This window comes from Microcoleus sp. MON1_C5, assembly GCF_036701875.1.
GTDB lineage: Bacteria > Cyanobacteriota > Cyanobacteriia > Cyanobacteriales > Microcoleaceae > Microcoleus.
In genome coordinates this window covers 65,182-81,952 of sequence record NZ_JAUBRN010000030.1, presented here as the reverse complement: position 1 = coordinate 81,952, position 16,771 = coordinate 65,182, and the positions used below count along the sequence as shown (strand labels likewise).

The 16,771-nt window shown below is 47.5% G+C and carries 3 protein-coding genes; 2 read left to right on the top strand and 1 reads right to left on the bottom strand.

Annotated elements, in window-relative coordinates:
- Positions 1 to 462: 462 nt before the first annotated feature.
- Both QUA71_RS16275 and QUA71_RS16270 read left to right on the top strand, forming a co-directional pair.
- Entirely contained in the window at positions 463 to 4,968 is a 4,506-nt protein-coding gene (locus QUA71_RS16275; RefSeq protein ID WP_333286466.1) for an FG-GAP-like repeat-containing protein, read from the top strand.
- 409 nt (positions 4,969 to 5,377) lie between these two features.
- Positions 5,378 to 10,333, top strand: coding sequence for an Ig-like domain-containing protein (locus QUA71_RS16270; protein ID WP_333286464.1), 4,956 nt, complete (start codon positions 5,378 to 5,380; stop codon positions 10,331 to 10,333).
- Between the two features lie 128 nt (positions 10,334 to 10,461).
- Here QUA71_RS16270 and QUA71_RS16265 read toward each other — a convergent pair whose 3' ends face one another.
- A complete protein-coding gene (locus tag QUA71_RS16265) occupies positions 10,462 to 15,831 on the bottom strand; it encodes an AAA family ATPase (RefSeq protein ID WP_333286462.1) in 5,370 nt (1,789 codons plus the stop codon).
- Positions 15,832 to 16,771 lie beyond the last annotated feature (940 nt).

The window sequence follows — 16,771 nt, the reverse complement described above, 5'->3', positions numbered from 1 at the left end:
TAAATTTTTATACTTCTTTTTTTGTTGCGATAAGGCGCTTTAGCGCAACAACATACCTACCCGATTTCGATCGCCTAGTTTGTAGGGTGTCTCAGCAGTTGATCGTACTTTTGCTATAATTTTCAGCCCACATTACGCAGCCTGGGGTGTTACACAGCATAATTACGCAGAAAACTATATTTCTAAAGTAATAAATTATGGTTTTAATACATTTTATAAGTCAATAATTGGCAGTCCTTGGTAAGGTATAAAGGTGCTTCCAATTGCTTATTTAATCGCGGCTGAGACTTAATTTGTTATTCGTAATAACCTAACAGTAAGTGCAGAAATACTAACAATATTATTGCGAACCAAGCGAAGCAATCGCAAGGACTAATGGAATCATTAGCATCTGATTGCTAGTAATTATATAAATGCTATTTGAATGGACACTCTAAAAATTTAAAATTGAATAGGATGCAAATGATACACCAAAAGTTGGCTTCAATTCTAGTTTTTATTGACTCAAATGTTGAAGATTATCAGAGTTTAATTAGCGGCGTTTCCCCAAATGCGGAAGTAATTATCCTACATGAAACGCTCGATGGGATTGAGCAAATCACCGAAAGGCTAACAATTGAACAAAATATAGAAGCAATCCATATCATCTCTCACGGCAGTCCAGGTGCAGTACAACTCGGTGCAAATACACTCAACAGCAGCAACATAGAAAGCTTCGCCCCTCAACTCAAACAGTGGCGCAAAGCACTAATTCCTGGTGCCGATATTCTCCTCTACGGGTGTAACCTAGCAGCCGGAGACACAGGCCACCAATTCCTCACTCAACTCAACCAACTCACAGGCGCCAACATCGCCGCCAACCCCCACCCTACAGGCAACAGCAAACGAGGAGGCACCTGGGACATCCCCCAACTCATCCCCCCATCCCCTCAAAAGCCAAAACTAATTCTCACAGAAACCACCCTCAAAACCTACAGCGGTTTACTAGGCTTCGCCCCGCAAGTCACCTTCCCTACTGGCAGTAACCCTTTGTCCGTCAGCATTGGCGACTTCAACGGCGACGGGAAACCGGACTTAGCAACGGCGAACACCAGCAGCAACACCGCCTCCATCCTGCTCAACAATACTGCCACCGGAGTTACCACCCCCACTTTTGCCCCCCAAGTTCCCTTCGCCACTGGCGCTGGCCCCTTCGGCGTCAGCATCGGCGACTTCAACGGCGACGGTCAACCTGACTTAGCAACGGCGAACTACACCAGCAACAACGTCTCCATCCTGCTCAACACCACTACCAAAGGAGCCACGACCCCCACTTTCGCCACCCAAATTCCCTTCCCAACTGGCACTAAGTCCACCTCCGTCAGCATCGGCGATATCAACGGCGACGGGAAACCTGACTTAGCTGTGGCGAACGACTCCAGCGCCAACGTCTCCATCCTGCTCAACACTACTGCCACCGGAGCCGCCACCCCCACTTTCGCCCCCCAAGTTCCCTTCCCAACTGGCGATCGCCCCTTCGGCGTCAGCATCGGCGACCTCGACAGCGATGGAAAACCTGACTTAGCTGTGACGAACTACGGCAGCGCCAACGTCTCCATCCTACGCAACACTACTGCCACCGGAGCCACCACGCCCACTTTCGCCACCCAAGTTACCTTCGCAACTGGCGCTGGCGCCTTCGGCGTCACCATCGGCGACATCAACAACGACGGCAAACCTGACTTAGCTGTGGCGAACACGGACAGCGCCAACGTCTCCATCCTACGCAACACTACTGCCACCGGAACCCCCACCCCCACTTTTGCCCCCCAAGTTCCCTTCCCAACTGGCGCTGGCCCCAGATTCCTCAGCATCGGCGACATCAACGGCGACGGAAAACCTGACTTAGCTGTGGCGAACGACTTCAGCAACAACGTCTCCATCCTGCTCAACAATACTGCCACCGGAGCGACCACCCCTGATTTCGCCCCCCAAGTTCGCTTCCCAACTGGCCGTTACCCCCGCTCCGTCAGCATCGGCGACATCAACAGCGACGGAAAACCTGACTTAGCTGTGGGGAACCCGGGCGACAACAACGCCGGCATCCTGCTCCACACCACCCCCAAAGTTACTGCTGTCACCGCTACCACCGCTGACGGCAGCTACGGTATCGGTTCCACTATCAATATCACCGTCACCTTCGATGCTGCTGTCAACGTAGATACCACAGGTGGCATACCGCAACTGCAACTCGAAACAGGTACAACTGACCGTTTTGCCACTTATGTCAGCGGTAGCGGCGGTACTGTACTCACCTTCAACTATGTAGTCCAAGCCCCAGACACCTCCGGTGACTTAGAATACCTCGCCACCAACGCCCTCACCCTCAACGGCGGCACAATTAAAGAAACTGTGGGTACAGCCTTTGACGCTTTCTTAACCCTCCCCACTACCGCCTCACTCAACTCTCTCGGCGGTAGCAAAGCCATAGTTATTGATACGACTGCACCCACAGTTGCCTTAACATCCGCATCAGCATTAGCAACAACAGTAAATGGTTTATTTAGCGTCACTGCTACCTTTAATGAAAATGTCACCGGGTTTGATAATACTGATATAACTGTCGCCAATGCGAATGTCAGTAACTTTGTCACAGTTGATGCCAAAACCTACACCTTTGATGTCACACCGAATGTTGATGGCCCCGTCACAGTTGATGTACTTGCGGCTAAAGCTACGGATACTGCCAATAATAACAATACCGCTGCCACTCAACTGGTTCGTACCGCTGATTTAACACCCCCAACAGTTGCCTTAAACTCCGCATTACCCACAACAATCAATGCACCATTTTTAGTCACAGCAACTTTTAGTGAAAATGTGACAGGATTTAGTGCGAGTGACATTAATGTTACTAACGGTACGGTTAGCGGCTTTACAGGTAGCGGCACGACTTATAATTTTACAGTCACACCGAATGCTGATGGCCCCGTCACAGTTGATGTACCGGAGGCAACAGCTACGGATACTGCCAGTAATAATAATACCGCAGCAACTCAACTGGTTCGTAATGCTGATTTAACACCGCCAACAGTTACCTTAACATCCGCATCACCGACAACAATAAATGCACCATTTTTAGTCACAGCAACATTTAGTGAAACTGTGACAGGATTTAGTAATAGTGGCATTAATGTTACTAACGGTACGGTTAGCGGTTTTACAGGTAGCGGCACGACTTATAATTTTACAGTCACACCGAATGCTGATGGCCCCGTCACAGTTGATGTACCCGAGGCTAAAGCTAAGGATACTGCCAGTAATAACAATACCGCTGCCACTCAACTGGTTCGTACTGCTGATTTTACGGCACCTACTGCTAGCTTGGGTACAATTTCTAACATTACTACAGCGGGCGGCACCAGTCAGACATTGACAGTTACTTTCACTGATAGCAGTGGAGTTGATGTTAGCAGTTTAGATAATTCTGATCTGGTAGTAAACTGGTCAGGTGGTGCAATTCCCGCTACATTTGTCAGCGTCGATACTAATAGTAACGGTACACCTCGCACGGCTACTTATTCGCTGATTCCGCCTGGGGGAAGTTGGGATGATACAGATAATGGCAGTTACGCTGTTAATTTGCAAGCATCGCAAGTAAAAGATACTTTTGGCAATCCAGTTGTAGGTAGCAATTTAGGCAGTTTTACCGTTAACATTGCCACGCCAACACCGCCTCCCACGCCAACACCGACTCCCACGCCAACTCCGACTCCAACTCCGACTCCAACGCCAACTCCGACTCCAACTCCGACTCCAACTCCGACTCCAACGCCAACTCCAACTCCGACTCCAACGCCAACTCCAACTCCGACAATAACTCCGACGCCAACACCGACAATAACTCCGACTCCAACGCCAACTCCAACTCCGACAATAACTCCGACTCCGACGCCAACACCGACAATAACTCCGACTCCGACTCCCCCAACAACTCCGACTCCAACGCCAACTCAAGCTACTCCCGCTGTCATTTTCCTTGAACCACTTGGCAGTACCGACGTACTCGAAAGCTTGGGCAGCGATATATACAAAGTGCGACTAAATACTCAACCAACTGCTAATGTCACCGTCGCCATTACCCCTGAAACTCAAGTTACTGTCAGCCAAAGGGCCCTTACTTTTACTTGGGCCAATTGGAATGTCGCCCAAACGGTCACGGTGACTGCGGTTGACGATGCGGTTGTTGAGGGCGATCTGGTCAGCACAATTAGCCACGCCACTACCAGCCCTGACACATTGTATAATAATCTCGTCGCCCCTCTCACAGTCAATATCAGCGATAACGATAACTTAGGCGATGTCAAAACCTTGTTGAACAAGTCAGTAATCGGTTTGACAGATCGGGACGATCGCGTCACAGGATCGGCATTAAACGACATTATCCACGCACGCCCCGGCAATGACTATCTTCATGGCAAAGCAGGGGATGACTTGCTTTACGGACAAAAAGGGGATGACGGCATCAGGGGCGGTGATGGCAATGACATTATTTTTGGCGGCCAAGGGAGTGAATTTATTAGTGGCGATCGCGGTATTGACTTGATTTACGCAGGTAAGGAAAACGATCGCATTGAAAGCGGCGATGGTGACGATCTATTGTTTGGTGATGGGGGCAATGACTACTTATTTGGAGAAATGGGTGCCGACACTCTCACAGGCGGATTGGGTTTTGATGTGTTTGCGATCGCGCTCGATACTGGTGGAACAGCCTTAGCTACAGCCGATGTGATTACTGATTTTACCCTCAATCAAGACAAAATTGATTTAATTAGCCCCCTGGCTTTTAACCAGTTAAATATTTATCAAGGAACAGGCGCTTTGGTGAGCGATACGATAATTCAGTATCAGGTAACAGGGGAATATTTAGCTATATTGAAAGGAGTTACTGCCAGCAGTATAGTTGAGCTAGTAAATTTCGTGGTGTAGCTTTCGGGGATGCCGATATATTTTGCATCCCACCAACAATCTACCCATAAAAGCTGCAGAGGCAAATTGTGCCACCCAACCCAACGGGCGTGAGTGCCTAAGTGTTGGAAATGATTGAATTTGGGTTAGCTTCGGTCAGATAAAAATGTTACAAATGGTATGAAATGAAGCTGGGAGCAAGAAAATAGTAATTGGAGTTTTCTGCTAAGGAGAGCGGGCGATAATCAAGAAAACTGGACTACAAAAATGACTGCCAGGAAAGACAGAACTTACGAACTGGCAGAGGGCGGTGCGCGCTCAATAGCCAACTCAGGAGTAGAGTCACACCAGAAGCCCCATTAGAGAGGTTTTTAATGAGCAATAAATATTTTTTATTCGGCTTACCGCTTGAAAAAGTAAGAGGCTACAAATGACACCACAAAAAAATGCTTCACAACTAATTTTTATCGACTCAAATGTTGAAGATTACCAGAGTTTAATTAACGGCGTTTCCCCAAATGCTGAAGTAATTATCCTAGATGAAACGCTCGATGGCATTGAGCAAATCACCGAAAGGTTAGCAATTGAACAAAATATCGAAGCAATCCACATTATCTCTCACGGCTCTCCAGGTTCCGTACATCTCGGTACAAATACACTCAACAGCAGCAACATAAAAAGCTTCGGCCCTGGACTCAAACAGTGGCGCAAAGCATTAATTCCCCGTGCCGATATTCTCCTCTACGGGTGTAACGTAGCAGCCGGGCACGCAGGTTACGCATTCCTCACTCAACTGCACCAACTCACAGGCGCCAACATCGCCGCCAACACTAATACCACAGGCAACAGCGAACGAGGAGGCACCTGGGACATCCCCCAACTCATCCCCCCATCCCCTCACAGACCCAAACTTGCCGTCACAGAAACCACCCTCAAAACCTACAGCGGTTTACTAGGCTTCGCCCCCAAAGTTGACTTATCAACTGGCCGTTACCCCCTCTTCGTCAGCACCGGCAACTTTAACGGCGACGGAAAACTTGACTTAGCAACGGTGAACTACAGCGACAACAGCGTCTCCATCCTGCTCAACACCACCCCCACAGGAGCCACCACACCCACCTTCGCTTCCAAAGTTGACTTCTCTAGTGGTGGCGTTAAACCCTGGGATCTCAGCATCGATGACTTCAACGGCGACGGTCAACCTGACTTAGCTGTGACGAACTCCAATAGCAACACCGTCTCTATCCTTTTGAACACTACCACCGCAGGGGCCACCGCCCCCACCTTCGCCAGTAATGTTAACTTCAGTACAAGCGCTCAGCCCTTATCCGTCGAGAGCAAAGACTTCAACGGGGACAATTTACCAGATTTAGCTGTCGCCAACACTAGCAGCAGCACCGTCTCTATCCTTTTGAACACTACCACCGCAAATGCTACCACCCCCACCTTCGCCCCCCGAGTTGACTTCCGTACTGGCGCAATCCCCTATTCCGTCAGCGTCGGCGACTTCAACGGCGACAGCAAATTTGACTTAGCTGCAGCAAACAGAAACAACGACACCGTCTCCATCCTGCTGAACACTACCGACGCAGGAGCTACGACCCCCGCCTTTGCCTCCAAAGTTGACTTCCCTAGTGGCACTAAGCCCTTGGCTGTCAGCAGCGGCGACCTCAACGGCGACGGGAAACCTGATTTAGCTGTGGCGAACATCTTCACCGACACCGCCTCCATCTTGCTCAACACCACGGCCACCGGAGCCACCGCCCCCACTTTCGCCACAGGAGTCACCTTCGGTACTGGCGATGGCCCCTACTCCCCCAGCATCGACGACGTCAACGACGACGGAAAACCTGACTTAGCTGTGGCGAACGCGGGCAGCGACACCGCCTCCATCCTGCTCAACACCACCGCCCCCGGAGCCACCACCCCTACTTTCGCCACCAAAGTTGACTTCACAACGGGCGATGGCCCCCGCTCCACCATCATCGACGACTTCAACGGCGACGGGAAACCTGACTTAGCTGTGGCGAACGGCTTCAGCAACAGCGTCTCCATCCTGCTCAACACTACCCCGAAAGTTACTGCTGTCACCGCCACCAACCCTGACGGCAGCTACGGTGTCGGTTCTACTATCAATATCACCGTCACCTTCGATGCCGCTGTCAACGTAGATACCACAGGTGGCACGCCCCAACTGCTACTAGAAACAGGCACAACTGACCGCTTGGCCACCTATACCAGCGGTAGCGGTACTACAGCCCTCACCTTCAACTATGTAGTGCAAGCCCCAGACACCTCGGGTGACTTAGAATACCTGGCCACAACTGCCCTCACCCTCAACGGCGGCACAATTAAAGATAATTTGACTGGGGATGCCATCTTAGGCCTCCCCGCTACCGCCACACCCAATTCCCTCGGCGGTAGTAAAGCCATAGTTATTGACACCATTGTACCCACAGTTGCCTTAAAATCCGCATCCCCAACAACCACAAACGGACCATTTTTAGTCACAGCAACATTCAGCGAAAGCGTCACAGGATTTATAGCCAGCGACGTTAATCTTACTAACAGTACGCTTAGCAATTTCACAGGTAGCGGCACAACTTATAATTTTACCGTTACACCTAATGCTGATGGCCCTGTCACCGTTGATATCCCTGCTGCTACAGCCACTGATCTTGCTGGCAATAACAATACCGCCGCCACGCAACTGACTCGCACGAATGATGCTACAGCGCCAACAGTTGCCTTAAAATCCGCATCCCCAACAACCACAAATGCAGCATTTTTAGTCACAGCAACATTCAACGAAAGCGTCACAGGATTTATAGCCAGCGATGTTAATCTTACTAACAGTACGATTAGCAATTTCACAGGTAGTGGCACAACTTATAATTTTACCGTTACACCTAATGCTGATGGCCCTGTCACCGTTGATGTCCCTGCTGCTACAGCCACTGATCTTGCTGGCAATAACAATACCGCCGCCACGCAACTGACTCGCACTGCCGACATCACGGCGCCAAATGTTGCCTTAACATCCGCATCCCCAACAACCACAAACGCACCATTTTTAGTCACAGCAACATTCAGCGAAAGCGTCACAGGATTTATTGCCAGCGACGTTAATCTTACTAACAGTACGATTAGCAATTTCACGGGTAGCGGCACAACTTATAATTTTACCGTTACACCGAATGCTGATGGTCTTGTCACCGTTGATGTCCCTGCTGCTACAGCCACTGATCTTGCTGGCAATAATAATACCGCCACCACGCAACTGACTCGCACGAATGATGCTACAGCGCCAACAGTTGCCTTAACATCCCCATCCCCAACAACCACAAACGCACCATTTAGCGTCACAGCAACATTCAGTGAAGATGTCATCGGCTTTGATAATACTGATATTACTGTCGCCAATGCGACAGTCGGTAACTTTGTCCCAGTTAATGCCAAAACCTACACCTTTGATGTCACACCGAATGCTGATGGTAATGTCACCGTTGATGTACTTGCGGCAACAGCGAATGATACTGGGGGTAATAACAATACGGCGGCCACTCGGTTAACTCGTACCGCTGATTTTACCGCACCAACAGTTGCCTTAACATCCGCATCAGCAACAACCGTCAACGCACCATTTAGCGTCACAGCAACATTCAGCGAAGATGTCATCGGCTTTGATAATACTGATATTACCGTCACCAATGCGACTGTCGGTAACTTTGTCACAGTCGATGCCAAAACCTACACCTTTGATGTCACACCGAATGCTGATGGCCCCGTCACAGTTGATGTACTTCCGGCTCTTGCTACGGATACAGCGAGTAATAATAATACCGCTGCCACTCAACTGGTTCGTACCGCTGATTTTACGGCACCTACTGCTAGCTTGGGTACAATTTCTAACATTACTACAGCGGGCGGCACCAGTCAGACATTGACAGTTACTTTCAGTGATAGTAGTGGAATTGATGTTAGCAGTTTAGATAATTCTGATCTGGTAGTAAACTGGTCAGGTGGTGCAATTCCCGCTACCTTTGTCAGCGTCGATACTAATAGTAATGGCACAGCTCGCACGGCAACTTATTCTCTAACTCCGCCTGGGGGAAATTGGGATGATACAGATAATGGCAGTTATGCTGTTAATTTGCAAGCATCGCAAGTAAAAGATACTTTTGGCAATCAAGTTGTAGGTAGCAATTTAGGCAGTTTTACTGTTAACATTGCCACGCCAACACCGACTCCGACTCCAACACAGACTCTAACACCAACTCCTACGCCAACTCCCACTCCGACTCCCACTCCGACTCCCACTCCAACTCCGACAATAACTCCGACTCCGACAATAACTCCGACGCCAACACCGACGCCAACTCCGACGCCAACTCCGACAATAACTCCAACGCCAACTCAAGCTACTCCCGCTGTCATTTTCCTTCAACCACTTGGCAGTACCGACGTACTCGAAAGCTTGGGCAGCGATATATACAAAGTGCGACTAAATACTCAGCCAACTGCTAATGTCACCGTCGCCATTACCCCTGAAACTCAAGTTACTGTCAGCCAAAGGGCTCTTACTTTTACTCCCGCAAACTGGAATGTCGCTCAAACGGTAACGGTGACTGCGGTTGACGATGCGGTTGTTGAGGGCGATCGTTTCAGCCCAATTAGCCACGCCACCAGCAGCACTGACACATTGTATAATAATCTCGTCGCCCCTCTCACAGTCAATATCAGCGATAACGATAACTTAGGCGATGTCAAAACCTTGTTGAACAAATCAGTAATCGGTTTGACAGATAAGGACGATCGCGTCACAGGATCGGCATTAAACGACATTATCCACGCACGCCCCGGCAATGACTATCTTCATGGCAAAGCAGGGGATGACTTGCTTTACGGACAAAAAGGGGATGATGGCATCAGGGGCGGCGATGGCAATGACATTATTTTTGGTGGTCAGGGGATTGAATTTATTCGGGGTGACGGCGGTATTGACTTGATTTACGGCGGTAAGGGAAACGATCGCATTGAAAGCGGCGATGGCGACGATATAGTGTTTGGCGACGGGGGCAATGATTACTTATTTGGAGAAATTGGTGCCGACACTCTCACAGGCGGATTGGGTTTTGATGTGTTTGCCCTCGCGATCGGCACTGGTGGAACAGCCTTAGCCGCCGCCGATGTGATTACTGATTTTACCCTCAATCAAGACAAAATTGATTTAATTAGCCCCTTGGCTTTTAGCCAGTTAAATATTTATCAAGGAACAGGCGCTTTTGTGAGCGATACTATAATTCAGTATCAGGTAACAGGGGAATATTTAGCTGTCTTGAAAGGAGTCACTGCCAGCAGTATAGTTCAGGCAGTAACTTTTTAGACTTCGTATGTTGTGGCGCTTTAGCGCTTTAGCGCAACAACATACCTACCCGATTTCGATCGCCTAGTTTGTAGGGTGTCTCAGCAGTCGATCGCACTTTTGCTGTGATGTTCAGGTATAGCAACCGCTTAATGTAAATGGTGTAGCCTGTCTTTGATTTTTGTGCGAGTCACCAATGCAGACTCACAGCGTTCCCAGTAAATTTTAGCAACGCGATCGCCCGGATTCTGACGCCAACACTCGGAAAACAGCCGCGCCGCTTCAAATAACTTCCCTTCCGAGTAAAGTGCCCTAGCTTCTGCAAACAATTCCAGCGTAGCTAACTTGGCTTGTTTAATTTCTGGGGGATCTGCATCAAACACCTCATAAATCGTCACAGCTTCCGATTTTCCCTTGACTTTTACCGTGTCTAGAGTGCGGATTGTGTACAGAGATGGATTTTTCAGGCGCGCATAAGTTGGCTGGGTAATTAACAGCGCCACCCCATAATTTTTTGTCAAACTTTCCACGCGAGAAGCTAAATTAACCGCATCGCTAATTACTGTCCCATCCATGCGATTTGGTCCGCCCACCGTTCCCAGCATCAAAGAACCCGTATTGATCCCAATCCCAATCTGAATCTGGGCACAGCCAGCGTTGGCGCAGTATTTATTGTATTCAACGAGACGGTGCAGCATAGCAATTCCCGCTTTCACCGCATTATCCGCCTCACCGCTAAATAGCGCCATAATCGCATCGCCAATATATTTATCGATAAACCCCTTATTTTCATTAATGACGGGTTCCATGCGACTGAGATAAGAATTGATAAATTTGAAATTATCCTCCGGCGTCATAGTTTCCGAAAGCGTGGTAAAGTCGCGAATGTCGGAAAACAACACCGACATTTCTAACTGCACTTGGTCGCCCAATTCCACATCAATGATGCTTGATTTCTCTAAAAACTGGAGGAATTGATGGGGAACAAATCGCTCGTAAGCTTTGTTGAGTTGAGCCAGCCTGCTTTCATTTTCGCGTACTTCTGTATAAAGCTTAGAATTTTGAATCGAGATCGCCGCCTGTCCAGATAACACTTTTAATAGTTCCACTCTTTCTGGCGTAAAAGCTCCCGCTGTCAGATTATTTTCTAAGTAAACAATACTGATGATTTGAGATTGGTTAATCAGCGGCACACATAAAATTGATTTGGGCTGATGCTTTTGGATGTAGGGGTCGTTAGTAAATTGTCCCGATCGCGCAGCATCATCCAGTACGACGCTTTCTTGAGTGCGAGCCACATAATTTACAATCGCTTTGGAAAGTTCTTGACAGGTTTCAACGGGGATTGAATGCAACACGGTCACTTGTGCGGAATTTATTGTTCCTTCAGCTTCAATTAATAGTTTTCCCTGGCTTAACAAAATCAGATAGCCTCGTTGCCCCCCTGCATTTTCAATCAAAATTTTCATCAAGCTAGACAGTAGCTTATCTAGCATAATTTCTCCAGAAATCGCCTGAGAAGCCTTCATAACTGCGCTGATATCTAGGTGGTTGCCCGAACCAGTCGTTGTCATTGCTACGGTAGTTTGAGTGTTGTTCCTTCCCGGTTGAGTTACCGCGAATAAGTGGGGATATCGCGTTTCTAAATCCGTTACCTTAGCAGTAGCTCCCCATTCAACATAACAATAATACGCCTCAAAGATGTAGGCTTGAGCAACTTTTGTTTTGCCCCATTCCGAGTAGAATTTGGCTGCGATTTCGTTTGCCAGGGCTTCGTCATTAACATATTTGTTTTCTTTGGCTCCAGAAATGGCACGATCGTACATTTCAATCGCCTCGGCTTTATTGCCCAACACCCGTTGCCGTTCTGCTTCAACTAAATACCATTTATGCAGATAATTCATCGGAGCATTTTGCGCCCAGTGTTGCAGCGTGCTTTGATGGGTTTCCACTAAGGCAATAATTTCAGTTTGCTCAATTGCTGGCTGTGCGGGAAAAAGTGCCAGGTGCGTCAGGGCGGCATAAAAATGAAAAATTGGAACAAAAGCTGATCCAGATACTCCCATCAAATACTGTTTGACTTTGGTAATGTGGTCTAGGGCAGCCGTGTAATTGCCATAGCAGTAAGCAAGCAGCAGTTTGTAGATGCAGGCACAAGCGATCGCCGTGAATTCATTATCCTGATAGTGCTTGGGAATCATCACCGTTTCATCGTAGGCAGAGCCTATTAACAAATCCGGCCGAATATGGGTTTCCCTCAAGTTTTGCACCGTCTGCTGAATCATATCCAAATAAACCCGAGCAGAATATTGTTTCAACTGCGCCATGACAGCCCTGTAACTTGCTATTTCTGGTTCCCAAGTGTCTAGTTCTACACCAGCGAATAAATGAGTATAAAAGCAAATATATATGTTGTAGCCAGCGTCTACAAAGTCGCCTGTTTCCATACCAAACCTATAGCCCTCTTTCAGCGTCGGTATCGTTGCCAAAAGAGATTCTTGGCGATGCTGAATCCAGCCACCAAACAAAAGTAGAACTGTGGACTTGAATTCGGGCACATTCAACCGATCGAGCAATGAAAGTGCCAATTTCCCAAAGCCATAGCCCGTTTCCACCTCTTGTAAAAAGGCACAGAACACCATCCCGTGCATCGCATAACCCACCGTCGATGCGGGCGCATTCCCAAAGGAGAGCGATAAACTCACCATCGTGGAGCTAAGCAGCGGCAGCAAACCGGGCATTCCCTGGAAAATGGGTGGAAACAACATACCAGACAGTTGCATAGCTGCCTGAGTCGGTGGATTTGTCATCACAGGTAGGTCAACCAATTCCTCAATCTTTCTGCCACTTAGTTGGCCCGCAAGGGCTTGTAGCGCTTTGCCAATCTTGGCTTCATCAGGTTCGGCAGGGAGTTCAATCCCCAATTGTAAGAGTGCGTCTCTTGCTACTGCGATCGTTTCTAATACCTTGCTCTGGGCTGTCTGAGCCGCAATTTTAATTTCGTAAATTTTAACTCGCTCTAAAATTGTTTGGGCTTCTTGCAAAACCAGTGCTGCCATCTGTTCCATACCATCAAAGTCACCATTCAAATAGGCAATTTCAGCAGCAGCAACATAGAGATTTAGCGCCAATTCATATTGAGTTTGCCAGCATTGAGGTGTCAGTAGCTCAATTCCCGTTTGTAGATAGATATTTGCCGCAGCGTAGGCGGTAGAATTTCTAGCCTTACGTCCAGCTTCTAAGTTGAGTTGGGCTAAGGCTGAGCGTTCACTTAATTGATGGATTAACTCAATTCCTTGATTTAAATGCCCCACTATATCAAATAGTTTTTCTTCTGTTTCTATCTCGGAAGAACTTTGTAGCAGTAACTGTCCTATTTTCAGATGAGTGGCTTGTTTTTGGTTGTCGGGAATCAATGAATAAGCCGCTTGCTGGACGCGATCGTGCAGGAACTTATAAGTTGGATTAGCAACAGACTGATTCGGGGATTGAGCATCTGTTTGAATAAAGTTATAGCCTTCTGAAATCACTAAAATGAGTTCTTCTTGCAAGGCTTTCCACAGCGCTGATGCCGTTGGTTCTGGTAATTCTTCGTTGACTATTGCCAAGGTATCTAAATCAAACTGTGCCCCAATGCACGCAGCAAGTTTGAGAACATCCTGAGTTTTGGCAGGCAACTTCTGCAATTGCGCCGCCATAAACTCCACCACATCCGAGGCGTCGGCAAATTTAAGTTGATTAATATCGCACTGCCACCCCCCTTTACTGCCCCCCTTACTAAGAGGGGATTGAGGGGGGTTAAAAATAATTTGACCCTCTTCATACAAGGCTTTGAGGAATTGAGTCGAGAAAAAGGGATTACCTTGGGTTTTTTGATAAACCAATTCTGTCAGGGGCCCGGCTAAAGATAAATCGCAAATCAGCGTATCTGCTACCAACTGATTGAGATCTGCTAAACTCAACGGTTGCAGGGTAATCGTATTCACCGTGGCTCCAGACTTCACAATCTCATCCACAGTCAACATAAACGGATGAGCCGGTGATACCTCATTATCCCGATAAGCACCCAATACTAACAGATGCCCCCTATCCTGCATTAACACTTGTAGCAATTGCAGCGATGCCGAATCTGCCCACTGCAAATCGTCCAAAAACATCACTAAGGGATGTTCTGCTTGGGTAAATACTTGCACAAATTTCTGCATCAGCAGATTGAAGCGATTTTGTGCTGCACTCCCCGACAATTCTAGTGCAGGACGTTGAGCGCCAATGATGTGTTCTAATTCAGGAATTACGTCAATCAAGACTTGCCCACTCTCGCCTACTGCGGTGAGAATCAGGGTTTTCCATCTGTGTAACTGAGCGTCACTTTCTGATAATAATTGTCCCATCAATTCCCGAAATGCTTGCACAAATGCACTGAAGGGGATATTGCGCTGGAATTGGTCGTATTTGCCTTTGATAAAATAGCCGCCCTGTCGGGCGATCGGCTTATGCACTTCATTCACTACTGCGGTTTTACCAATCCCAGAAAAGCCAGCAACTAGCATCATTTCGGCACTAGCATTACGAACTCTTTCAAAGGCCGCTAATAGATGAAAAACTTCTGTTTCTCTGCCGTATAACTTTTCGGGAATCAGGAAATGGTCTGTAAGATCCAGCGTTCCCAAGTCAAATTCTTCTATGCTATCGGTTTCTTGTAATTGAACCAGACACATTTCTAAATCCTGCTTGAGCCCCAATGCAGTTTGATAGCGATTTTCCGCATTTTTGGCCATCAGCTTGCTGACAATTTGCGAGACAATTAGGGGGATTTCTGGCTTGATTGCGTGCGGGGGAACTGGTTGTCTGGCAATGTGGCAGTGAACTAGCTCTAAAGCGTCTTCTGTCTCAAAAGGCAGTTTTCCTGTCAGCAATTCGTAGAAGGTGACACCGAGGGAGTAAAAGTCAGTGCGGTAATCGATAGAGCGATTCATCCTACCAGTTTGTTCCGGCGATATGTAAGCGAAGGTTCCTTCTAAAACGTTGGGATTTTTCAGGGTTGGCATTTCTCGCGTTAGCTGAGTGGAAATGCCAAAGTCGATAATTTTGAGCTGTCCGGTCGCTGGATTGAATACTATATTAGAAGGGTTAATATCCTTGTGGATAATATTGGCACTGTGAATTTGTCCTAAAGTTTCAGTTGTAGCAATAGCGAGCAGCAAAAATTCTTCAAGAGTAAAGGAGCGCTGCTGCATCCATATTTTCAAGGATTCACCGCCAAAGTCCTCCACAAACATCACGAGGCTGTTTTGGTATTTTTGCAAGTCATATACTCGCACGACTCCCGCCTCTTTCAACTCTTGGGTGATTCGGTATTCGGTGCGGTAGCGCACCAATTCTTGAGGTGTGGGGTAGCTTTCTTTGAGAAGTTTGAGGATAATCCGCTGGTTATCCGCTTTCCGGATGGCCCGGTAAACCAGAGAGTTGGCACTTTCATAGAGAAGTGTCTGGACGGCAATGCCTGGAATGGAGAGCATATTTATTTTCTTGCTAAAAATTAACGCGCAGTCAAAACACACCGGGTTCGTTGTGTCGAGAATAGCGCTTTAGAAAGGAACAAATCATGTTTTTATAACACACTCTTAGTTTTTCGGCAGCTAAGTAGCTTTCACGCGGTCAGGCAGAGTAAGGGTAATGAGTTATAATGCCTACGTATCTAAGCCTGGTTAATTCTCAACTCCATGAATTGTCCCCGTTTCGGTTATCCAAACATCGTTAAAAATTGTCCCACCCCCAGCGCTAAGCAAAACTTTAAATATATATATTGTCACAGGCAGTTTGTTTAAAACCCTAGACATCAAAGGATTTCAGAAGAAACAAAAAATTGAGAGATCAGCTTTTATTAGAAAAAATATGTTGAGTTGCGATTGTCAAAGTCACGAGGGTGTCCCCCCGCTGGTTCCAATACTATACTATGTGTTTTTCAACAATTAGCATCAGTCCCCCGGAAAGTTCAAGTAAAGTCAAAAAACCAAGACAAGCTAACGCTCCAACATGATGAAATGTAGTCGTTTGTAGACAATAAGGGGAACAAGCAGTGGAAAGAGCTGCCAATTGATGCCTTAACCAAAAAAATTCTAGCGGTTTATAGCAATCCTACATGAGTCGTAAATTTTTTACCCCACCCCAACCCTCCCCGAACTCGCGGGGAGGGAGTAAGAAATTAACAAATGATTTAGGATGGCTATATATACGAAGTCGAGTTGAAATGGGTGCTAAAGGTTTGTCGGATTCCCTCCAAGCAGTTGACAGACAATGTGCCGTCTATTATACAGATTTTTTTGTCGCATATAAAAAAGTTTTGCCTCGCCAGCGACACAAATCTGTCGGAAAGATACGGGCAAAACTTCGGATATCGAAAGATGCAAGAACTCCCTGATGTACAGGATATCTCGCTATTGTTGTAAGAAAGAGTCT